This is a genomic window from Nocardia sp. NBC_00881 (genome assembly GCF_045207455.1).
Taxonomy (GTDB): domain Bacteria; phylum Actinomycetota; class Actinomycetes; order Mycobacteriales; family Mycobacteriaceae; genus Nocardia.
Window position 1 is genome coordinate 4,432,952 of record NZ_CP108798.1, and the last position, 20,615, is coordinate 4,453,566.

Sequence of the window (20,615 nt, forward strand, 5' to 3'; positions counted from 1 at the left end):
GCTATGCCCGGTCTTGTTCCGGATCCGATCCGCGTCGGTATCGTCGGCGCGAATCCCGCAGGGAGTTGGGCCGCCGCGACCCATCTACCCGCTCTCGCCCAATTGCGGGAATTCGTGATCACAGCGGTGGCGACCACTCGGGCCGAGTCGGCCGCAGCGGCCGCCGCCGCCACCGGAGCTCGACTGGCCTTCACCAACAGCGACGAACTCGTCGCACACACCGAGGTGGATCTCGTCGTCGCCGCAGTCAAATCATCCGGACAGGCGGATATTGTTCGCGCAGCCCTCGCCGCCGGTAAGCACGTCGTATGTGAATGGCCTCTGGGTGCCGGCACCGCCGAAGCGACGGAGCTGACAGCCGCTGCGCAGACAGCCGGCGTCGTCAACACCGTCGTGCTACAGGGTTACTACTCGCCGTCGGTCAACTACGTCAAAGATTTGCTCGCGGCAGGCCGGATCGGCGGAATCGCCTCCGTCACGATCATCGCAGCCGGGGACCCCTTCGGCGGCAGCAGCATTCCGCAAAACCTCGCATGGACCATCGACCCGACCAAGGGTAGCGGCCTGCTCACCATCATGGCCGGCCACGTGCTGGCAACAGTGGAACACCTTGCCGGAGGGCTGGTCGAGGTATCCGCGGAACTCACCAACCTGCACGAGACCATCACCGTGCTCGAAACCGGGCAGCGCATTGCCAACTCGCAGGCTGGTCAGCTGGCTCTGGCGGGTCGACTGGCCGACGGCGGGCTGGTCGCACTAACCCTCCACGGCGGCCACGACGATCAGCCCGATGGGTTCTACCTCCACATCCGAGGTTCGGAAGGCACGATCACAGTGACACCGGTACAGACTGGGATGTACCTGCACTGGGCCGACTGGAATATCCGCTTACGGACCGTGGATGGACATATCAGCAGGCTCACGGTGCCCGACGTGTACCGCACGGCACCGGCGACCCTGCCGTCGGGGCCTACCGCACACGTGGCCGGTATCTACCGCGAGACCGCCAGCGCCATCACCGAAGGCCGGGCGGCACAGCCGGACTTCGCCATCGGGCTGCGCCAGCATCACCTGCTCGACGCCATCGAGTACGCTTCCGCGACCGGGAGCCGCCGAGCAATCACCCTTGAATAAACCTGCTCGGACGGGAAAGGTCGGCTGGATGCGCAGGTAGGAATGCGAGCCACCAATCGAAGACCGGATCGGCGGAACAGGCGCCCACTCAGATCGGCCTCCAGCCGCCCTGCTCGCCAGGCCTCGACCTTACCCGACCGGCGAAAGAACCCGGCCACCCCGCACCGTTCAACCTCGACACCGAAGGCCCTACCTATTCCACACCGATGCGCAGACTCGATGACTGAGCCAGCCTGAGAGAGTGGACATGATGAGCGGGAGCTGCTCCGATGAGCAGCCGCACCGGGAACCCTCGGCGCTGCAGTGGCGACCGGGGGTGAAACACAGTCCGACCAGTGCAGCCCAGGGGCTTGTACAGGCTCCGGAGAATCACCCGCAAGAGCGCCGGAAGGGACTGCTGCCCGTACCGTTGGGGGTGTGGCTATGATGGCTTCCCGCCATCATCCACCGGGCCGACACGCACCGTATAGTCCAAGTGCGGCCGAACCCGAGTCGAGAACTCGCCGCCACAACACTCCAATTCCACTGGCGTACCGTTACGCGCTTGAATTCGCATTCTACAAAGAATTCTGGAGTGGGGTATACCACTGCCCCAACTTTGGTGAAAATAGTCCTATACGCCCGCGAGGAGCCATGGCTAAATGGTCACAGCTCACTGCCGTTCTTGCGACTCGATAAGAATCTGTCGGCGAGCATCTGCCGCTTCCCGTCAATCCAGGATCGGAGAGTGGGGGTTCTGAATCATAGTACTCGGTACAAGAACCGACTCAAAGGAGTATTTCGTGTTGGCAACCGATCCTGATAACGTTGCCGAAAAGTATGTTGCACCCCATCGAGCACCGCGACTATTCCGTGGCCGGCCAGAAGAGTTCCGATCACCTCAAATTACCGCGTCTCCACATCGAAAACTAGCGCCGATGATGGTGCGAGACTACGCGGTCCACCAGGGGCATCCAGATAAAGGTGTAGGAATTGTTTTCGCGGCCACCACCGCGGTGCTGATCGTTGTGAACCTGAAGGGAACGGCTTGTTACCCGGCTGAATTCGTTATCAGGCCGAGGGATTCGCCGGTGACACTCGACAGCTCCTTCGCCGCATCGTATCTGGAACTGTGGCTGGACCCCCTTGCGGCTTACAGGTTGCGCGGCACTCGCGATATCAAACTGCACGAACCTATCACCGACCTCGGTGATGCCCTAGGGCCAGGTGGCCGCGAGCTGGTGGGTCGAATCCGTGACGAGCCGACGTGGAGTGGCCGATTCGAACTCCTCGACAACTTTCTGCTCAACAGTTTCCAATCACTTCCACACGTACTCCCAGAAATTCGCCGAGCATGGATGCTGCTGACGAGCTCCGGGGGGATGGCACCGATTTCCTGGATTGCGGACGAGGTGGGATGGAGTCATAAACACCTCATAACAAAGTTCACCCGACAAATCGGCCTTACTCCGAAAACAGCAGCACGGATCATTCGTTTCGACCGCGCCCGCGATCTTCTCGTCAAGCAATCCAGGATTCCACTGCACGAGATCGCGGCCGAGTGTGGTTACGCGGACCAATCGCATCTCAACCGCGACTTTCGGAAGTTCAGCGGTGTAACACCTACCGGATACATTCAGCGCTGCCGAAATAGACGGGTCATGCCGCTGGCCGGGGTCCCGGTAGTAACCGCGCAAAAAACAACGGATATGGCCTAATGCCTTGCTGGTAGGCAGTTTCCACGTTCGGGGTGCGGGTCGGACTGGTTGGTGCTTGGCTTGCCGATGTTGTTGATCGGCGCTGGAGGTGAGAGTTCGTGGCGACGCGGGTGTTCGCAGACGAAGAACTCGAACGTCTGCGGGGATTCCCGGAGATCAGCCGCGAGGAGTTGTTCCGGTACTTCACGCTGAGCCCGGCCGATGCCGCGTTCAGCGATCCTGGGCGCGGCCGCGGTCCGGCCGATCGGCTGGGTATCGCGATCGCGTTGTGCACGCTGCCAAGGCTGGCGTTCGTGCCTGATCGCGTGGTGACCGCCCCGCCGGTGGCGGTGGCACGGCTGGCCGAGCAGCTGAAGATCGACAGCACCGAGATCGGTTCCTACGGCCGCCGCGCCCAGACCCGCACCGAGCACGTGCGGCTGGTCGCGCGATACCCGGGCTGGCGCTCGGCGGTGACGATGGAGTTCAAGGAACTCGACGAATTCCTGCTCGCGCGGGCGATGGAGCACGATTCCCCGACCCTGCTGTTCCGGTTGGCACGCGAGTACCTGATCTCGGCGCGGGTGATCCGGCCCAGCCCCGACACCCTGGTCCGGCGCGTCGCGCACTCCAGAGAACAGGCCCAGCGCGAGACCTATGCCCGCTTGGCCCACGAGTTCACACCGCCCCGCTGCGGGGAGCTGGACGCGCTGCTGGTGACCGATGCCTCGCTGGGGATCTCGCGGTTGCGGTGGCTGTCGACCGGGCCGGTGGAGGCCTCGGCGGCCGCGGTGCGCGCCGAGGTCGACAAGCTGGCGTTTCTGCGCGGCCTGGGTGCTGATCGCCTGGATATGTCGGTGCTGCCCGCTGAGCGGCGCCGGTTGCTGGCGGGCATGGGCCGCCGGCTGACCCCGCAAGCCCTCGAACGCCGCGACCCGCAGCGCCGGCCGGTATCCGATCCTGCTCACCGTGCTCGCCCAGTCCGGCACCGACGTGCTCGACGAGGTCGTGGCGTTGTTCGATCAGGCGATCTCGGCGAAATTCGGTGCCGCCGAACGCAAGATGCAGCAAGAGCTGGCCGAGCGCGGCAAGTCCGGGGAGGATCGCCAAGCCCTGCTCGATGACCTCCTGGAAATCGTCACCGACCCGGCGGTGGCCGATGAGGAGATCGGCGCGCTGATCCGCGGCGAGAAGATCGGCTGGGAGCAACGTTCTGAACAGCAGGTTTCCCGGTGGCCAGCCCATTTCTGCGAAAACCGGCGCTAAGCGGTGACCGCGCATAGGTTCCGACTACGTGCGGTAACCCTTAATGCCGACCTGGGGAAACGACTCTTACCGGAGTGCGACGACTCCGGAAATTGTGTGCGGTAAGGCTTTCCGCCAGATCTGACGGACTTGGACCCCACTGGCCGAATCAAGGGTGGTCGAGACAACCGGTTCGGGCCGGGACCGAACACCTTCAAAACGAGACGGCGAAGTGGGGTGGTGGGGAGGTGGTCCGGGCGTCTTATCCGTCGACCAGGTCGCTCCAGCTGCGTTTCCTGAATGTGGTTTCCGATCCGAACGGGTCCCAGCCATCGCCGTAGTGGACAGCCACCATGTAGGCCCTGCGCTCGACCTTGTCCTGCATTCGAACGCTTCCGGTGGTGTGCTGGTCGGAGATCCAGGCGTCACCGCGGTGGGCGATGTCCATCCGCAACGCGAATCGGATCTGGTCGTCGTAGACGTTGCAGCGTTCGACGACACGCATAGGGTCGCCGCTGCCCCGGCTGATGTAGAAGTTCTGCCCTAAGACTGTGTCTTACGTGGTTGTGATTGGTTTGTGTTGTGCCGGAATCGGCTGTGCTGCATGATGTTCGACTCGTGGTCGATGAGTTGTCGAAACGTCTTGTTCCGGACGAGTTGTGGGCTTTGGTAGAGCCGTTGCTTCCGGAGTTCACTGCGCGTCCGCAGGGTGGTGGCACCGCCCCGGCCGACGAGCGTGCAGTGTTCACGGCGGTGGTGTTCGTGCTGGTCAGTGGTTGTGCGTGGCGGATGCTGCCGCCGTCGTTCGGGGTTACGGTGCCCACGGCGCACCGCCGGTTCAGCGTGTGGACCGAGGCCGGACTGTGGCGGCGTTTACACAACGCCGTCCTGGACGAGCTGGGCAGCCGAGGCTTGATCGACTGGTCGCGGGCGGTGATCGACGCAGCGAGTGTTCGGGCGAAAAAGGGGGACCTTTGACCGGTCCGAGCCCAGTCGATCGCGGCAAGCCCGGCTCGAAGCTTCACGTCCTGTCCGACCGCGCGGGAATCCCTCTGTCGGTGGGTGTTTCGGCGGCCAACACCAACGACGCCGAAGCGCTGCGGCCGCTGGTTAAAGCGGTCCCAGCCATCCGGTCGCGGCGCGGTCCGCGCCGACGCAAACCCGGTAAGCTGCACGCCGACAAGGCATACGACACGGCCGAACTCCGGCAATGGGTGCGAGACCGCGGCATCGGCGTCCGCATCGCCCGCAAAGGCATCGAATCCTCCCAGCGCCTCGGACGCCACCGGTGGGTGATCGAGCGCACGATCTCCTGGTTGACCGGCTACCACCGCCTCAACATCCGCTACGACCACAAGGCCACCCACTTCCTCGCCTTCCTCACCCTCGCCGCGACACTGACCTGCTATAAGAAACTCGCGAAATCAACCACATGAGACATTGTCTAAGCGCTGTGCCGGATTCCGCCATTCGTCTCTTCGTCTCCCGCAGAACAGGATCGAGCCCTTGATGTCGCCTGCGGTGAGGTTTTGATCCCACTTGTCGCTACCCGGATCGAACATGAACTCCAGCACATCGGCTCTGGCCACCTCATCCTTAGGGCTGAAATCCAAGTGGCTCTCCACGCCCATGGGATAGAACCAGCTGTTGCCCTGGGGGTTCCAGTACAGCAGAAACCGCTGTCCACCTTTGAGCGGGCGCTTGACGTTGCGATGGCGGAATTGGAGGTATCCGTTGGAAGCGGCGCCCGATTCGTAGGTCTCGGCCGCCGCGGAGAGGTCGGGAGTCACCGGCTCGGGAGCCCTGCCGGTTTCGTCGAGAGGCGCGTACTGGTCGGGCATGTGATCTCCTTCGTCTCGAACGGTTGATCACCGCGGGCCGTAGCGCTGCCGCTGGCCGGTCGGTGTGCGGACTGCTTCCGAGGCCGGGCGACCTCGGGGACTGTCCTTTGTGTTCGGCGTTGGACATCGAGCGAATGGAGTTGTGACAGTTGTCAATGGCCACTTTCAGGTCGCCGCTGGTGGCCGGGGTTGAAGTCCCCACCCCTTTGCTGGGGGTGGGGTGGTTAGTTCAGGGGCGGTCACCTCGTTTGTTGCGGTGTTTCATGCGGTAGGAGTCGCCGTCGGTGATGACGACGGTGGCGTGGTGCAGGAGCCGGTCGAGGATGCTGGCGGCGGTGGTGTGTTCGGGCAGGAACCGGCCCCATTGCTCGAACGGCCAGTGCGACGCGACGGCCAGCGAGCGGCGTTCGTAGGCGGCTGCGACCAGCCGGAACAGCAGCTGGGTGCCGGTGTCGTCCAGTGGCGCGAACCCGATCTCGTCGAGGATCACGAGGTCCGCGCGCAGCAGGGTGTCGATGATTCGGCCGACGGTGTTGTCTGCCAGGCCGCGGTAGAGGGTGTCGACTACATCGGCGGCGGTGAAGTAGCGGACCTTGTGGCCGGCGGTGACCGCAGCGTGGCCGAGCCCGATCAGGGTGTGGCTCTTGCCTGTCCCCGGTGGACCGATAATCGCGAGATTGTGTTGCGCGCGAACCCATTCCAGACTCGACAGGTAGTCGAAGGTGGCTTGCGGGATCGACGACGCCGACACGTCGAAGCTGTCGAGAGTCTTGGTCACCGGGAACGCGGCGGCCTTGAGCCGGTTGGCCGCGTTGGAGGCGTCGCGGGCAGCCAACTCGGCCTCGATCAGAGTCCGCAGCACCTCTTCCGGTGTCCAGCGCTGGGTTTTCGCGACCGCCAGCACCTCCGGCGCGGTGCGCCGGACCGTGGCCAGCTTCAACCGCCGCAGCCCAGCGTCGAGATCGGCGGCGAGTTCCGGAATCGGCTTGGGAGCGACGATTTTCGATCGAGCTGTGGTCACGAGGCGCTCCCGTCACGAGTGATCTTGTAGGCATCCAGGGACCGGATCGGTGCGGTGGGCAGGTCCAGCACCAGCGCGTCACCGGCCCCCCGCGGCTGCGGGGTGCCGGTGCCAGCGGCGAGGATGGAGCGGACGTCGGCGGCGCGGAACCGCCCGAACGCGACCGCCCGCCGCAACGCCGCGACCAGCGCGGCTTCGCCGTGGGCGGCGCCGAGCGCGAGCAGGATCTCCAACTCGGCGCCGAGGCGGGTGTTGCCGATCGCGGCCGCGCCGACCAGGAACGCTTCCGCGTCCGGCCCGAGGGCGCAGAACTGCTGTTCTGCAGTGGTTTTCGGACGCGGCCCGCGGTTGGGCGCGGGCCGGGGCCCGTCGTAGTGGTCATCGAGGATCGACGCGTCACCGGGAGCGACGAGTTCGTGCTCGGCCACGATCACCCCGGTCGCCGGTTCGAGCACCAGCAGCGCGCCGCAGTCGAGGACGATCTGCACTTTCTCACCGATCAGGCGGGTCGGCACCGAGTAGCGGGCCGACCCGTAACGCACACACGAGAGCCGGTCGACCGTGCGCGTCACCGCCGGTGCACCGACCTCGAGCCGCAGCGACGGCAATCCCCGCAACAACTCCCGCTCGACGACCAGGCGTTCGTCGGGGACGGCACAGATCTCCGAATGCACCAGCGAGTTCACCTCCGCGCACCAGGTCCTCGCCGCCGCGTTGGCCTCGCGCAGGCTCACGGCCGTCCCGGTCATCGCGGCCTCGGTCAGCAGCGGGACCGCCAGATCCCGCTGGGCATAGCCACACAGGTTCTCCACGATGCCCTTGGACTGCGGATCGCTGCCGTGACACCAGTCGGGACGAAAACCGTAATGTGTTGCGAACCGAACGTATTCGGGTGTCGGGACGACCACGTTCGCGACCACCCCGCCCTTCAGGCAGCCCATCCGGTCGGCGAGCACCCGGGCGGGGACGCCGCCGATCGCGGTGAACGCTTCGGCGAGCATGGCCAGGGTGGTCGACTGTTTCTGGTCGGTGGCGAACGCGGTGAACCGCCACCGCGAGAACGCCAGCACCGCACAAAACAGCTGCAACCCAGGCGCGGCCTCGGCCCAATCGATCACCAGATACTCACCCGCCGACCACACCGCCGGACGACGACCCCGATGATTATCCTTGCGCCACAACGCTTTCTGCTCCGACACCAGGCGCCGGAAATTCCGTGGCGACCCCTCGTAACCGGCAGCGCGAGCGGCCGGTAACAGCCGCTTGGCCGAGATCCGGCCCTTCGACTTGGCGACCCGTTCGGCGACCAGATCCTGCACCGAGTCGTAATTTCGGGACCGCGGTGCCCGCTCCGGCGGCCGGCCGCCGGCCTCGACACGCTCGACGACCCGTTTCACCGTCTTGTGCGTGGTGCCGCACAGCTCGGCGGCCCCCCGATAGGTTCCGACCTCTCGATAGGCGGAAATGATGTCCATTCGCTCCCTCGCAGACTTCAATGGAACTCCCTGGGCAGTGACGGAATGACAGTTGGCGCTATCACCGTCACCGCCCAGGCCATGAGCTCCGGGCATGACACGACGAGCAAGAGGAATGGGGACTTCTACCTGGCCGCCAGCGGCGACCTACAACCAGCCACCAGCGGGGACTTTGTCACGGCCATGGACAACAGTCGTTATCGTCGCATTTCGCGCCAGACATGGGTTCAAATCTCGGCAAAAGAGGCAACTACCTCGGCTCAGCACCGGATCGATGCATCAGCGTCGAATGGGTTCAGCAGCAGCTGGAAGAGTTCATCCAGCACAAAGCGCCGGTGAACCAAACGTGTTTCACGACCGACTTCCGGGCATCCCGTGCGTAGGCCCCATATCCGTCCAGAATTCGGCCGATGCTGCGGCGACCCCAACAAGCCGCCACTGCCGTCGAAATCAACGGACAAGCGCGGTTCGTATTCGTGGACGCTGCGGTAGTGCCGAGCGAACCAGGACCAGTGTGGGTCCCGCTGGTCAGACCTTGTAGCCCAATTGCCGCAGAGCCGCCAGAAGGCCCCCATCCCGGTCGTTGGCATGGCCCCAGCAGAGGCCGACGAGTTTCCACATGGTGCCCTTGCGGACCATGTCCATCAGGGCCGCTTGGACCTCCGGGTGGCCTTTCACTGCGGGGTTGTTGGGAAACGGACCGTCGTAGCCACCCTCTGCCCCCTCCGGCACCGGCGGTGAGAACAGGGACGACAGAATGTTCGTGAGGATCGCTTTCGCTTCATTCTGTGCTGCGCGCTCGACTTCGGTGATCTCGCTGCTTTGCTGAGTCATTCTCATCTCCTATCGGTGTGCTGGTGATTCCTTCCGGAGAGGCAGCTGCCCTACAGTTCTTCCGCTCACAGCGAAATGCACGGTGTCGCATTGGTTTTGGTGCCCGATGCCTGACGCGGTCCAGTCCTCAGTGCCATCGCGGTGTCCAGCCCGCCGCAAGGCGAGAGGCTGCCGCGGTGACCAGCCGCCACGAAGGGTCTCTTAAACGATCGTTGCCTCGAATCTTCGGCGCTGGCGGGAAACGCCCATTTGGATGGGTTGCCCAACCGGATCTCAATTGCATCGTCCGAAGGACGACCAGGTCGTCGCAGCTGTGTCCATCAACCGATCGGTTCTCGACATCCCAGGCCGCCGCCGGAGGAACCACCCCGAGTGTCGGAGCGAACAGCGTTCCGGCGGGCGCGGGCGGCACCTCCCGCCGGAACACCAGTCCGCCTCGAAACTCTCGGATCAGGCGAAGGAACTCACGTTGTTCTGGTTCGGCCGCAGGGTCAGCGCGGCCTGGTAGTAGCCGGTGAACATAAAGCTGTCAGGATGCCACTGGATCTGCTGATGGTAGCCGCTCTCTATCCACAACAGGGCTGCCCAGGAGCCGTCATCGAAGGAGTCGCTGGTAGCACCAGGAGCCAACGTGATGAGGTGCTTCGGATAGCCCTGCCGCCCGTCGCTGATGTAGATCGAGGCGTGGGAATCGGTGTCGTTGTGCAGCGTGTACGAGCCCAAGCTCCGCTCAACAGGCTCTTTGGCCTCGGACATAGACACGGTCATTTGCTTGACCGGCATTTCCATTCTGGTCATGTGCCCTCCAACAGTCGATGCGCTGACCGCGCAGGTAGTCGGGTCCACGCGAGCCCGATCGGATCGCCGAAGCTCACGCTGCCTGATATCCGAGCCGACCGGTCAGATCACCGAGAACAGTGACCAGCGCGGCGGCTCCAAAACTCTTCTCGTTCGCACAGTGAGCGTATGAGCAGCTGACCCAGACCCAACTCACCCGATACGGGTGAATTCTGCGAAGTCTCGCTTCCGGAGTGCGACGCATGGTGACGTCAGATCGGCGCACCGATTGAACAGACACTGACTGATCCCCGACGGCTCCACCGGCATTCGCAACACGAAGCGTGAGGGCATCGCGGCGGCGAAGGCCCGCGGCGCCTACACCGGCCGCAAACCAACGCTCACCGCCGAGCAGGCCGCCCAGTTGCGTGTCCGGGCGGCCGGCGGGGAGTCGAAAGCGGCGCTGGCCAAGGAGTTCGGCGTCAGCCGCGAAACCGTCTACGCGTACTTGCGGCTCGACGCTGCCACGTCCTGGCCAGCGAATTGTCGCCGGTCAGGGGTGCGCACCAACTGCCGCAGATCATCGAGATTGCGGGCCAGGCGATCCATGGAATGCACGATCACGGTGTCGCCGTCGCGGACGAACCCGATCAGCTCCTCCAGCTGCGGGTGTGTGGTGTCCTTGCCGGAGGCCTTGTCGATGAAGATGCGCTCGACCTCGATCCCGTCGAGCTGCCTGACGGTGTTCTGATCGACCGTACCCCAGATACCCATGCCGACCAGGCGATACCCCAAATGCGCACCGACAGCGTCCCGTTCGCGGAGGTAGGCCCACTCTGGCCAAAGCGCCGCTTATTGCGTTCGTCCTCCCGTCGATGGGGGTGTGGGGTCGGGCCCGTTTGTGCACGGTCTCAGTGGATTCGAGGGCCTGGGCCCAGCGATGGGCCGGTAACAGACGTCGCGGTCGGCGCCCCACCGGAGGTGTGTGATGCCGTGTAGATCCAGTCCTGCGAGGGCCATTTTCCGCGAGATGTTCTTGGTTTCGCGATGCACACTGCATCGGTGACTACGTTGCGAGAGTTGTTGCGGGATACAGCTGGGTTCGCTGCCGATTTCCTCGATGGGTTGGATACGCGGCCGGTACCGGTCAATGCCGGCGTCGCGGAACTGCGTGGAAGGCTGTGGTACGAGTTGACTGATGAGCCGACCGAGCCTTCTCAGGTGATAGGTGAGTTGGTGCGAGACGCAGATCCCGGGTTGCTGGGTAGTTCGGGGGGACGTTTCTTCGGTTGGGTGATCGGTGGCTCGGTGCCCGCCGCTTTGGCTGCGGACTGGTTGACCTCGGCGTGGGATCAGAATGCCGCGCTGTACTCGTGTGCACCTGCGGAGGCGGTGGTCGAGGAGGTCTGCGGAGTGTGGTTGAAAGACTTGCTCGGATTGCCTGAGCAAGCCTCGTTCGCGCTGGTCACGGGATCGCAGATGGGTCACGTCACGGCGCTGGCCGCCGCCCGCAACAAGTTGCTCGCCGAGCGGGACTGGGATGTCGAGCGCCGAGGGCTCGCGGGTGCACCGGCACTGCGGATCATCACCGGCGGCCAGCAGCACGGTTCGATCGATCGCGCCGTTCGTCTGCTGGGTGTTGGCACAGAAGCGATCACCACAGTCGCAGCCAGTGCCGATGGTCGCCTCGATGTGAACGTTTTGGCCGGGTATCTGAAGGCCGTCGATGGACCGACGATCGTGTGCCTACAGGCCGGGGAAATCAATACCGGCTCGTTCGACGACTTCGACGAGGCTTGCCGAATTGCCCATGATTACGGCGCCTGGGTGCACGTCGATGGCGCCTATGGTCTGTGGGCAGCGGCAAGCCGACGCCATCGGCACTTGGTCGCAGGCATCGAGAACGCTGATTCCTGGGTGACCGACGCCCACAAGTGGCTCAATGTTCCGTTCGACTGCGGATTGGTTTTCACTGCCCACCCCGCTCACCACAGAGCCGCTTTGTCCATCACAGCCAGTTACCTCATCCACGCCGCCGATCCCGAGGCCGACACGCCGCCGCGGGACCAGATCGACTACAACCCCGAATGGTCGCGCCGAGGCCGCGGGTTCGCTGTCTATGCCGCAATACGTTCTCTCGGACGCTCCGGCATCGCAAAGATCATCGACGACTGCTGCACACACGCCCGTCGGCTGACTGCCGCTATCGGCACGCTTCCCGGCGTCGAAATCGTGCACGAACCGCAGCTCAATCAGGGCCTCGTCCGCTTCATCGACCGCGACGGCGCCGACCGCACCGATCGTGTCGTCGACCGCGTCCAGCACAACGGGACTGCCTGGTTCGGTGCCACCACGTTCAATGGCCAACGTGCCATGCGTATCTCGGTGGTCAGCCACCGCACAACCGAACTCGACGTCGACAGAACCATCGAAGCCGTTGCCACTGCTCTGACCGAAATCGACCGCTCGTAAGAGATGCGGGTAGTCGCCGACAGGAGCAGCGACCATCCATCAGATCGCCGAAGGGCGCGTCTGGGGCGGGTCTTGTTCACTGTTGGTCGGGGGGGTATCCGCTGGTGGGTGGTGAGCAGGACATGGTCGGACCTGCTGACCACATCCGGTGGGCACGGTGGCAGCAACGCCAGGTCGGTGACCAGCTGCGCGGCCAGTACCCGCAGTTTGGTGTTGTGCTGATTCAGCGCTGGAGCGCACCGGCACAGATCGCCCCGCAACGTAGATCGGCGCATCCATCGGGCGCGGGATCAGGTGGTCGAGCGCTGGGCCTTGTGACGGTCCCGCCGGGTACGCCGACTGTCCGGGTTGAGCCTGCGGCGCATTTCCTCGGACGCATCCGGACCGGCGACGAACTCGGCCCTCATCGAGGACAGCGGTCGGCCACTGTGGTGATCGACGAACTCGGGGACGATCTCTGATCCGGTGACCTGATCGACCAGGACGACGTTGCGGGCCTCGTCCGCTGTGTTCTTGATCCCCCACAGGTACAACGCAATGATGACCGGGCGCAGGTCACGCCCCTTTTCTGTGACGATGTACTCGTAGCGGGCTGGTTTGGTCGAATACTGAACGCGTTCGAGCAGTCCGTCATCACTCAACGCCCGCAGCCGCCGGGTCAGCATATTCGGTGCGATCCCCAGATTGGCCTCGAACTCGTCGAACCGCGTGAACCCGTCGAGGGCATCACGCATGATCAGCAAACTCCACCATTCGCCCACATGGTCGAGCGCCCCGGCGATCGGGCATTCCATCGACGCGAAACTGCTGCGACGCACCTTCTACCTCCTACGCCTTTCCTCGTCGAACCTAGCCTCGGCCCACGCGGCGCACCCCGCCGAGCAGACGATGCACCGCCGTGCGGTTCGGCCCGCCGATACCGACTCCATAGTAACTTGCATGATGATAGTAACTCGGTAGGGTCCTGTCTTGCGGCGCGGTGACCGCGCAGGCGCATCAGAGTTCTTCCACGACGAAAAGGACGAGAGCACGTGTCTTCGAATACATCCCAACCGACAGTGTTGGTAATCGGCGCTACGGGCCGCCACGGACGCACCGGCGCAAGGGTCGTCGAACAGCTCATCAACCACAACCGAGCGGTTCGAGTCCTGGTACGCAGCGACGACGACCGGGCAACGCAGTTGCGTCAGCTGGGCGCCAAGACCCTCGTCGGCGATCTACACGATCGGCGCACGCTCATCCCGGCCGTCGAGGATGTGGAATCGGTGTACTTCACCTACCCGGTTGCGGCCGGTATCGTCCCTGCTGCGGCGAATCTCGCATCAGCGATACGGCAGGTGGGCATCACCCCGCACATGGTGGTGATGTCGATGGGCGTGTCGGCCGCCGACAGCCCGAGCGGACTGGGCCGCGCCCAATGGAGCGCCGAGGAGATCTTGGCCTGGGCGGGCCTGCATCCCACGGTTCTGCGCGTCGCCGGCCTGTTCTACGAGAACATCGTGACCCTGCACTCAGAATCGATTCGGGCAAACGACTGCTTCGCCAACAGCTTCGCAGACGCGCCGGCGCCGTGGATCAGCGGCCAGGACGCGGCCGACATCGGCGTCACAGCCTTGCTCCATCCTGAGCGATTCGCGGAGTCTCCGATCTCTTTCCCGCCCGCGGCCGAGCTGCACAGTCATGCCACGATCGCCGCAATAATCAGCAAGATCGTCGATCGCGAGATCCGCTACCAACACATCTCACAACAACAGTGGCAGGCAGCACTCGAACACGCCGCTACTCGCGGTCATTCCACCATCAACCTGGCCATGGCACAACACATCTCCACGATCGGCGCCGGACTGGCTCACGCGGGGGCGAACAGTCACCGCACCGCGAACCCTATGGCCGTGCAGGATCTTATCGGCCGCACACCGATGACTCTCGAGCAATTCCTGACCGAGAACAGCGCGCAGTTCGTCTCCTAGTAATCCACCCGGGCACACCCCAGGACGGCACATGGGGTCCAGTGGCGCGGAAAGTCGCGCTCAGCGTTTCGGCTGGTGATTCCCGGCTCAGGGGTCGTGATTGATCATGACGACGGCCTCGGGGAGCAATGGAACAGTGGTTGGCGTTAAGCATTGACCGACGTCATGGACGCCGTTGACGGCAGGCGTTCCCGCCGGTTACCCGTGCTTGTCCGGTTCGGCGTCGGCGAAGGCGCAGCACAGCGAGGCGACAGAGGGATGTCGCCCGGCGTTCTTGCCGGTCTTGATCGTGATCTTCTTGGCGATCTCGGACACGGGGACGCCCTTGTCCTTAAGCGCCTGCGCGAACGTCAGCATGTCTTCGTCGATGACCTTGGGGCGTCCGCCGTGGTTGCTTTCGCCGCGGCGGTGGCTTGGCCTTCGAGAGTCTTCTCGCGGATGTAGTTGCGTTCGATCTGGGCTGCGGCAGCCAGGACGGCGAAGAACGTGGCGCCCATGCCGTTCGGGTCGTGGATGTCGGTGAGCGGGCCGGTGAGCAGTGCGCCATCCTAGCGCAGCCAGACGCGCCCCTGGGCTACTTCAACAACAGAAGAACCGCAGATCGAAACCCCTCGAAAGATGTCTTGACCTGCGGTTCTTCAAACTGTATATCAGTACTCTGAGTACCCCCGACGGGGCACTCGGCAGATGGATGCAGGATGCGCCCCTGAAGCCTTGTGTTCGCTGGACCGATCTGTCGTGTGAGAAGCGGTTCGCTTCGGGTGAGGGTGAGTTTCGTCGACGAGGTCAGCGAGACCGTCCAGCTGGCCCGGACGTCGCGTCGCTTCTTCGATCCGCTCGACAGGGGTCAGCCGTCGAGGACGTCGACGGCGAACTGGGACGCGGGGCATCGCTTCGAACTCGTCTCGTGAGTCGTCGTTCAGCGCCGTGTGCGTATCAGGTGACAGATGCTCAGCGATGGCTGGGCCCGCCGGTCAGTCGATGCCTTCGATGATGCGGAAGTCGCGCTCGACGCCGTCGGGGAGGGCCACCAGCGCCTTCTGGTATGCCTCGCTCTCGTATGCCGCGACGGCCTGTTCAAAGGTGTCGAACTCGATCAGAACGACGCGTTGCGTGATTCCGGCCTCGTGGGCGACGACTCGACCGCCACGGGACGGGAGGAGGGACAGGGTGCGCCCGCCCCCAGCCTGGACAGCCGGACCGGCCAGCTTGTCGTAGGCAGTCAGCCTCTCAGGGTCGGAAATGGCGGGGTAGACACTGACCCAGTAGCCCTTAGCCATGGAAACCTCCTGTGTTCGGCCGGACACGTCCGACTTCGAATTGACACTCAGATCGATCGATCCCGGCGACCGGTACTGCGGTCAGTTGAATCGTCATATGCGCAGGTTAGGGCTTGATGTGCGGTCGAGGGAAAGACCGGTACGCGATAGGCTCAGAACGGATCGTTATCAATCGGCAGGGAGGGCATGTGGCGCCGGATACGGTAAGCCTGCGGTACTTTCTGGTGCTGGCGCAGGAGTTGAACTTCACCCGCGCGGCCGCACGGATCGGTATCGCACAGCCCGCACTCAGCGCCCGGATGCGCCGATTGGAGGCGGAACTCGGTACGGCCCTGCTGGTCCGCAACACGCGTAGCGTCGTATTGACCACGGCCGGTGCGGCTTTGGCGGAGTCCGCGCCGCCCGCGCTGGCGGCGCTGGACCGGGCATGGGACACCGCCCGGAATGCGGGGGCCGGTGAACTGGGCACGCTGCGCATCGGATACAGCCTCAGCGCGGGGGCCGGGACGGCACCGGCCCTGGTGGACAGGCTCATTCGCGGCAACAGCGGACTCGAGGTCGGCGCGGTCCCGATGGCGACACCGGAGATCTCCCCCGCGGTCGCCGACGGCCGCATCGATGCCGGGATCACCCGCGGTGAACAGCCGGGCCGTGGCGTGCGCCGGTTCCTGCTGCGGCGTGAGCGCATCGGGGTCCAGCTGGCGCAGCACCATCCGCTGGTCGAACACCCGGAGATCGAGATCGCCGACGCGGCCGCGTATCCACTGCGACTCCCGGGCCGCGCGGCCAACCCCGTGATCCACGATCAGCTGTCCGCACTGTTCCGCGACACCCGACCACACCCCCGATTCCACACGCCCGCAGTCTCTTTCGACATGTCTCAGCGCGACCTACACGACAGGGTCACCCTCGCCCCGGCCGGAGAAACCGCGGCCACGGCACAACCGGCCGGTCTCACCTGGCGACCGCTGCGGGGCGCGCCCAGCCTGACGTTCCACCTGGTCCTCCCACGCGAGCAGTCGCCACTACACCGCCGCATCCGTGCCGTCGCCAAAACCCTGGCGCACGAGCTGCACTGGCTGCCGGACTGACGCGCAAGAGGTCAAGCGAGACGGACGCCTGCGGTGGCGAGGCCGAAAACCTTACGCCCGGCGGACTTCGCGGTGATGACGACGACGGCGGTCTTGCTGAATGTCCGACACGACCTCGCTACACCGGCACCTCCAGCGGGTCCAATAGCGGACCGTCACAAGCTGGACGGCGAACCCCAGTCGATTGCTGTCGCGGCGGCGCTCGGCAATCAGCTCCCGGTCCTGCTCGTCGAGATGGAAAAACCGTTCCAGCTCGGCCCGCGTCAGCACCCCGTATTGGCCGTACCCCGGCACCACACCCTCATCACGCACAGCCGCTCATGAAACCACCAGCGCCACAACGACGCTCAGTAACCACACCAAATCAGCAGAACCGGGCAGGCTTAGCGCGACTTTTCGCGCCACTGGACCCCACATGCCGGAACCAAACTTGATCTGGCCTGCGAACACGGCCTGCGTCCGTTGTCACTGCTGCTCACCGCCGGTCAAGCCGGCGACAGCCCCCAGTTCGCCGCGGTCCTCGACGGCATCCGGGTCCCTCGCCTGGGACGTGGACGGGCACGCGTGCGTCCGGACCGGGTGTTGGCGGACAAAGCGTATTCCTCGGCCGCCAACCGCGCCTACCTGCGCGAGCGTGGCATTCCCGCCACGATCCCGGTCCCGGCAGATCAAGCAGGACACCGCCGCAATCGCGGCCGCCGGGGCGGACGACCACCGGCGTTCGATCGTGAGATCTACCGGCACCGCAACACCATCGAAGGCGGCATCAACCGGCTCAAACAACACCGCGCCGTCGCCACCCGCTACGAGAAATTCGCCACCCGCTACCTCGCCATCATCCAGATCGCCGCCACCGACCAATGGCTATGACCTCGACACCTACTTCGAGACACCGCCTAGTAGTGCTTTGTTAGGTGTGAGGTGGTTGTTTTCGGGTGGGTAGGGGTTGGTGGCAGGTGTGGCAGTGTCCGGTCCAGGTGGCGAGTAGGTGTTGGAGTCGGCGCAGGACGGCGTAGAGGGTCAGGCCTGCGCAGGGGCTTTTGGGGTGTGGCGCAGTGTGGTGCAGATGGCTTGGGCGATGGAGGCGAGGGTGACGTGACGGTGCCAGCCGGTCCAGGATCGGCCTTCGAAGTGGTCCAGACCCAGGCCGTCTTTGAGTTCGCGGTAATCGTGCTCGATGCGCCAACGGATTTTCGCCAGCTGCACGAGATCTCGTAGCGGGATGCTCGGTGGCAGGGTGGCCAGCCAGTAGTCGGTGGGTTCCGGGGCTCCGGTGGGCCATTCGGCCAGCAGCCAGCATTCGGGCAGGCTGCCGTCGGGTGCGCGGGTGATGTTGCGGTTGGCCGGGCGCACCCGCAGTGCGAGGAACCGTGACCGCATCACCGCGCCGGGATTTCCTGGGGTCTTGCGGCTGCCGCGCCGCCAGGTGACGAACCGTCCTGCCGCGCGGCCGGCGGTGGTGATCATCGTCTTCGCGGTCATGGGTTTGTCGGGGTAGTCGGTGCGGGTTCTGGGCCGTCCGAACCCGGAGTAGGTCGGTGCCACCGGTCGGGCGGTGGCGGGATGGACGCTGGTCGAGGCCGAGACGGCCAGCACATAGGCCAGTCCTCGGTCGGTGAGCCCGGCGCGGAAGGCGGTGCTGTCGCCGTAGGCGGCATCAGCGATCACCGGGCGTGCGGGCATGCCCCAGGCGGCGACTTCGTCGAGCATGTCCAGGGCCAGTCGCCATTTCTCCCGGAACCGGGCGTGGCCGGGGATCGCGCAGCGTGCTCGCAGCGCCGCGATCCGCTGGGCTTCGGCGGGGTCGGTGGCGGTGTGGTCGTCCCAGGAACGGGGCAGATACAGCCGCCAATCCAGCGCGGCCGAGGACCAGTCGGTGACCGCGTGCACGCTCACCCCGATCTGACAGTTCCCGCGCTTGCCCAGCGCCCCGCAATACATCCGCGCCACCCCGGGTGAGGATGTGCCGTCCTTCGGGAAACCGGTGTCATCGACCACCAATGCGTCGGGATCGACGAACCGTGCCGCCCACCTGGTCAGCCGCGCCCTCACCTGGCTGTGGTCCCACGTCGAGGTCGTCACGAACTGCTGCAACTGCTGATGATCCACCCCCAGCCGTGCCGCCATGGGCTGCATCGACTTGCGCTTACCGTCGCAGAGTAGGCCCCGCAGATACAACTGTCCCTTTGCTCGCTGATCCCGACGGGCGAACCCGGCGAACATCTCCGCCGCGAACTCCTCGATCACCGGACGAACCAACTCCATCTCCTCACCCAACACCGTTCAACCACAACACATCTCGCACCACCTAACAAAGCACTACTAGCTGACGCCGCCGCGTACACGGCAACCGTTGCGCTCGTACCTCGGGGTCGAGGAACATCCACGAGAAAAGTCACGCTACGGCCGAGAGGATCGCCGTGGACAGGCCCGGCTCAGCGCGGGCGTGCCACGTTCTGGGGGAACTGCCCCTCTACGTTGCCGGCTGGGTTGTAGAGACCGACGACGGCAGTCCAGCCGCCCTCCGAGGCGTACCCGATACCGAGTCGGGTGCTGGCCTTCCACACCAACTGCGTGAAATGACCCGTTGACATGCCGAACCCGGGGTTGTTGAAGTCGTAGTCCTTGATCTCGTTGTACCACAGCTTCGTGCCCGTCTTGACAAAGGAGACAGCGTCCCAGCTGCCCTCTCCTCCGACGAGGTTCTCCCCGGCCCCGTTCTTGTAGGGGCAGCTGTGATCGATCACGCGCTTTTGGGCGTAGTACTGCGCGCATTTCTGGGCCTGGTTGTTCAGGTTCTGGGTCAAGGTCATGGCGGGGGAACCGTGCTTGGCCCGGTAGTTGTTGTGCAGGGTGAGCCCGGTCTGCGCGTAATCGCTCTGTCCGGCGGCAGGGCCCCCGCCGGTGACGAGCGCGGCGAGCATCACCGCGGCAATAACCGAAACCAATCGACCGACACGCACGACGACCTCCCAAGACAGAGCAGGACACAACAGAAACGAACCACACGGACCTCGGAACCCCCTCAGGCCGTAGCGTTTCGGGATCAGGTGAGCATACTCGGGCTCGCTGCCCTGCTCCTCAAATCCCCCGGCATGCGCTCGTCCGCTGATGGAGGTAGCCACTTCCCGGGGCTCGAGGAACATCGGCGCAAAGAAGTACCGGCAGCAGCCCATCTGTACACGAGAGCCTGAATCGCCTGAGTCGCGCCGACGCTACCGCAGATAGTTTCGCGACTCGATCGCCCGACGGGGGTCCCGGTAGAAACGGCGCGAAAAACAACGACAATGGCTTGACCAGCAGCGATGGCGAGAGTTTTGCCGAATATGCGGGCGCACATTCTGTAATCAGATGTCTTGCAATAGCTTACGGACTCGACCCGAATACGTCGGCAAGGGCAATGGTCGATCATGCCGTCCCATCGCTCGCATCTGATGCGAGATCGGCACGGTTCCGCATGACGGGGGTTCACTGGAACAAGTTTCGGAACACCTCACCGGAACACCCGTACCAGCAGCGGAGGGCTCGATGCCGGTGTTCCGCTGGACGAAGGTCTTACGGAACACCAGCCTCGACCGTGCATGAGTGCCGAATGCACAGGTCAAGCGAACTTCGTTGTTTTTTCCGCGAAAACTACCGGGACCCCTGGCCGCCGAGATCCGCCAACTGCCCCCAGGGCAATAGCCACGACAACGGGATCTCAGGCCCTTGTCCAGTTATTTCCTGAGGTATGCGAAGAAGCTCGTTCCCGCAGCACGATCGGACCCGGGTTCGATTGCATCGCTCTTCGAACCCACAT

19 protein-coding genes and 5 pseudogenes are annotated in these 20,615 nt (G+C 64.5%); 10 read left to right on the forward strand and 14 right to left on the reverse strand.

Annotation, left to right across the window (positions count from 1 at the left end; all coding sequences use genetic code 11):
- The first annotated feature begins 3 nt into the window (after nt 1-3).
- The 3 genes and pseudogenes from OH799_RS18610 to OH799_RS18620 all read left to right on the forward strand — a co-directional run.
- Complete coding sequence (locus OH799_RS18610) at nt 4-1,134, forward strand: Gfo/Idh/MocA family protein (RefSeq protein WP_406265538.1); 1,131 nt, start codon at nt 4-6, stop codon at nt 1,132-1,134.
- A 782-nt stretch (nt 1,135-1,916) separates the two neighbouring features.
- Complete coding sequence (locus OH799_RS18615; protein WP_406265541.1) at nt 1,917-2,831, forward strand: helix-turn-helix domain-containing protein; 915 nt, start codon at nt 1,917-1,919, stop codon at nt 2,829-2,831.
- A 98-nt stretch (nt 2,832-2,929) separates the two neighbouring features.
- Nucleotides 2,930-4,019 (forward strand): annotated as a pseudogene (locus OH799_RS18620) (DUF4158 domain-containing protein); the annotation flags it as partial.
- Between the two features lie 298 nt (nt 4,020-4,317).
- Here the strand turns inward: OH799_RS18620 and OH799_RS18625 are convergent.
- A complete protein-coding gene (locus OH799_RS18625) occupies nt 4,318-4,560 on the reverse strand; it encodes a hypothetical protein (protein ID WP_406265544.1) in 243 nt (80 codons plus the stop codon).
- 125 nt (nt 4,561-4,685) lie between these two features.
- Here OH799_RS18625 and OH799_RS18630 point away from each other — a divergent pair.
- Nucleotides 4,686-5,491 (forward strand): IS5 family transposase gene (locus OH799_RS18630; protein WP_406281853.1). Its coding sequence is split into 2 segments (ribosomal slippage): nt 4,686-5,027 and nt 5,030-5,491, totalling 804 coding nucleotides; the frame shifts between segments, so codons are not numbered across the junction.
- On the opposite strand, the gene OH799_RS18635 is transcribed toward OH799_RS18630, so the two are convergent.
- From OH799_RS18635 to OH799_RS18655, 5 genes are all read right to left on the reverse strand, one after another.
- Nucleotides 5,480-5,896 (reverse strand): hypothetical protein, encoded by a 417-nt coding sequence (locus tag OH799_RS18635; RefSeq protein WP_406265547.1) that lies wholly within the window; start codon nt 5,894-5,896, stop codon nt 5,480-5,482. The genes OH799_RS18630 and OH799_RS18635 overlap by 12 nt on opposite strands.
- Nucleotides 5,897-6,125: 229 nt before the next feature.
- Nucleotides 6,126-6,917: an IS21-like element helper ATPase IstB gene (gene istB / locus OH799_RS18640; protein ID WP_406265551.1), complete on the reverse strand. Its 792-nt coding sequence runs from the start codon at nt 6,915-6,917 to the stop codon at nt 6,126-6,128.
- Nucleotides 6,914-8,413, reverse strand: coding sequence for an IS21 family transposase (gene istA / locus OH799_RS18645; RefSeq protein WP_406265554.1), 1,500 nt, complete (start codon nt 8,411-8,413; stop codon nt 6,914-6,916). The genes istB and istA overlap by 4 nt, the downstream gene beginning before the upstream one ends.
- 507 nt (nt 8,414-8,920) lie before the next feature.
- Nucleotides 8,921-9,226: a hypothetical protein gene (locus OH799_RS18650; RefSeq protein WP_406265557.1), complete on the reverse strand. Its 306-nt coding sequence runs from the start codon at nt 9,224-9,226 to the stop codon at nt 8,921-8,923.
- Between the two features lie 450 nt (nt 9,227-9,676).
- A complete protein-coding gene (locus OH799_RS18655) occupies nt 9,677-10,024 on the reverse strand; it encodes a hypothetical protein (protein WP_406265560.1) in 348 nt (115 codons plus the stop codon).
- 307 nt (nt 10,025-10,331) lie between these two features.
- Here OH799_RS18655 and OH799_RS18660 point away from each other — a divergent pair.
- A pseudogene (locus OH799_RS18660) lies at nt 10,332-10,523 on the forward strand (helix-turn-helix domain-containing protein); the annotation flags it as partial.
- A 26-nt stretch (nt 10,524-10,549) separates the two neighbouring features.
- Here OH799_RS18660 and OH799_RS18665 read toward each other — a convergent pair.
- Nucleotides 10,550-10,777: pseudogene (locus tag OH799_RS18665) on the reverse strand (recombinase family protein); the annotation flags it as partial.
- 288 nt (nt 10,778-11,065) lie between these two features.
- Between OH799_RS18665 and OH799_RS18670 the strand changes: the two are divergent.
- Nucleotides 11,066-12,475, forward strand: a complete 1,410-nt coding sequence (locus OH799_RS18670) for a pyridoxal phosphate-dependent decarboxylase family protein (protein ID WP_406265563.1) — start codon at nt 11,066-11,068, stop codon at nt 12,473-12,475.
- A 290-nt stretch (nt 12,476-12,765) separates the two neighbouring features.
- Here OH799_RS18670 and OH799_RS18675 read toward each other — a convergent pair whose 3' ends face one another.
- The gene (locus OH799_RS18675) at nt 12,766-13,293 is read right to left on the reverse strand and encodes a winged helix-turn-helix transcriptional regulator (protein WP_406265566.1); all 528 of its coding nucleotides are present in this window, start codon (nt 13,291-13,293) and stop codon (nt 12,766-12,768) included.
- Nucleotides 13,294-13,506: 213 nt separating this feature from the next.
- On the opposite strand from OH799_RS18675, the gene OH799_RS18680 reads away from it, so the two are divergent.
- Complete coding sequence (locus tag OH799_RS18680; RefSeq protein ID WP_406265569.1) at nt 13,507-14,445, forward strand: NmrA family NAD(P)-binding protein; 939 nt, start codon at nt 13,507-13,509, stop codon at nt 14,443-14,445.
- A gap of 198 nt (nt 14,446-14,643) precedes the next feature.
- On the opposite strand, the gene OH799_RS18685 is transcribed toward OH799_RS18680, so the two are convergent.
- Entirely contained in the window at nt 14,644-14,802 is a 159-nt protein-coding gene (locus OH799_RS18685) for a hypothetical protein (protein WP_406265572.1), read from the reverse strand.
- Nucleotides 14,796-14,942 carry a hypothetical protein gene (locus tag OH799_RS18690; protein WP_406265576.1) on the reverse strand — a complete coding sequence of 49 codons (147 nt, stop codon included), beginning with the start codon at nt 14,940-14,942 and terminating at the stop codon, nt 14,796-14,798. The genes OH799_RS18685 and OH799_RS18690 overlap by 7 nt, the downstream gene beginning before the upstream one ends.
- 264 nt (nt 14,943-15,206) lie before the next feature.
- Between OH799_RS18690 and OH799_RS18695 the strand changes: the two genes are divergently transcribed.
- Complete coding sequence (locus OH799_RS18695; RefSeq protein ID WP_406265579.1) at nt 15,207-15,356, forward strand: hypothetical protein; 150 nt, start codon at nt 15,207-15,209, stop codon at nt 15,354-15,356.
- 63 nt (nt 15,357-15,419) lie between these two features.
- Here the strand turns inward: OH799_RS18695 and OH799_RS18700 are convergent, their stop codons facing one another.
- The gene (locus tag OH799_RS18700) at nt 15,420-15,725 is read right to left on the reverse strand and encodes a DUF1330 domain-containing protein (protein ID WP_406265582.1); all 306 of its coding nucleotides are present in this window, start codon (nt 15,723-15,725) and stop codon (nt 15,420-15,422) included.
- Nucleotides 15,726-15,913: 188 nt separating this feature from the next.
- Here OH799_RS18700 and OH799_RS18705 point away from each other — a divergent pair, with 188 nt between their 5' ends.
- Nucleotides 15,914-16,816 (forward strand): LysR family transcriptional regulator, encoded by a 903-nt coding sequence (locus OH799_RS18705; protein WP_406265585.1) that lies wholly within the window; start codon nt 15,914-15,916, stop codon nt 16,814-16,816.
- A gap of 144 nt (nt 16,817-16,960) precedes the next feature.
- Here the strand turns inward: OH799_RS18705 and OH799_RS18710 are convergent.
- Nucleotides 16,961-17,128, reverse strand: a pseudogene (locus OH799_RS18710) (DUF4158 domain-containing protein); the annotation flags it as partial.
- Between the two features lie 114 nt (nt 17,129-17,242).
- Between OH799_RS18710 and OH799_RS18715 the strand changes: the two are divergent.
- Nucleotides 17,243-17,686 (forward strand): annotated as a pseudogene (locus OH799_RS18715) (transposase); the annotation flags it as partial.
- Nucleotides 17,687-17,836: 150 nt separating this feature from the next.
- Here OH799_RS18715 and OH799_RS18720 read toward each other — a convergent pair.
- Both OH799_RS18720 and OH799_RS18725 read right to left on the reverse strand, forming a co-directional pair.
- Entirely contained in the window at nt 17,837-19,081 is a 1,245-nt protein-coding gene (locus OH799_RS18720; RefSeq protein ID WP_406265588.1) for an IS701 family transposase, read from the reverse strand.
- Nucleotides 19,082-19,251: 170 nt separating this feature from the next.
- Nucleotides 19,252-19,779 carry a CAP family protein gene (locus OH799_RS18725; protein WP_406265590.1) on the reverse strand — a complete coding sequence of 176 codons (528 nt, stop codon included), beginning with the start codon at nt 19,777-19,779 and terminating at the stop codon, nt 19,252-19,254.
- Nucleotides 19,780-20,615 lie beyond the last annotated feature (836 nt).

Coding starts and splice junctions, on each gene's coding strand:
- OH799_RS18610 (WP_406265538.1), top strand. CDS start 4: ATGCCCGGTCTTGTTCCGGATCCGATCCGCGTCGGTATCGTCGGCGCG.
- OH799_RS18685 (WP_406265572.1), bottom strand. CDS start 14,802: ATGCTGACGTTCGCGCAGGCGCTTAAGGACAAGGGCGTCCCCGTGTCC.
- OH799_RS18635 (WP_406265547.1), bottom strand. CDS start 5,896: ATGCCCGACCAGTACGCGCCTCTCGACGAAACCGGCAGGGCTCCCGAG.
- OH799_RS18700 (WP_406265582.1), bottom strand. CDS start 15,725: ATGGCTAAGGGCTACTGGGTCAGTGTCTACCCCGCCATTTCCGACCCT.
- OH799_RS18720 (WP_406265588.1), bottom strand. CDS start 19,081: ATGGAGTTGGTTCGTCCGGTGATCGAGGAGTTCGCGGCGGAGATGTTC.
- OH799_RS18625 (WP_406265544.1), bottom strand. CDS start 4,560: ATGCGTGTCGTCGAACGCTGCAACGTCTACGACGACCAGATCCGATTC.
- OH799_RS18690 (WP_406265576.1), bottom strand. CDS start 14,942: ATGGGCGCCACGTTCTTCGCCGTCCTGGCTGCCGCAGCCCAGATCGAA.
- OH799_RS18655 (WP_406265560.1), bottom strand. CDS start 10,024: ATGACCAGAATGGAAATGCCGGTCAAGCAAATGACCGTGTCTATGTCC.
- OH799_RS18650 (WP_406265557.1), bottom strand. CDS start 9,226: ATGACTCAGCAAAGCAGCGAGATCACCGAAGTCGAGCGCGCAGCACAG.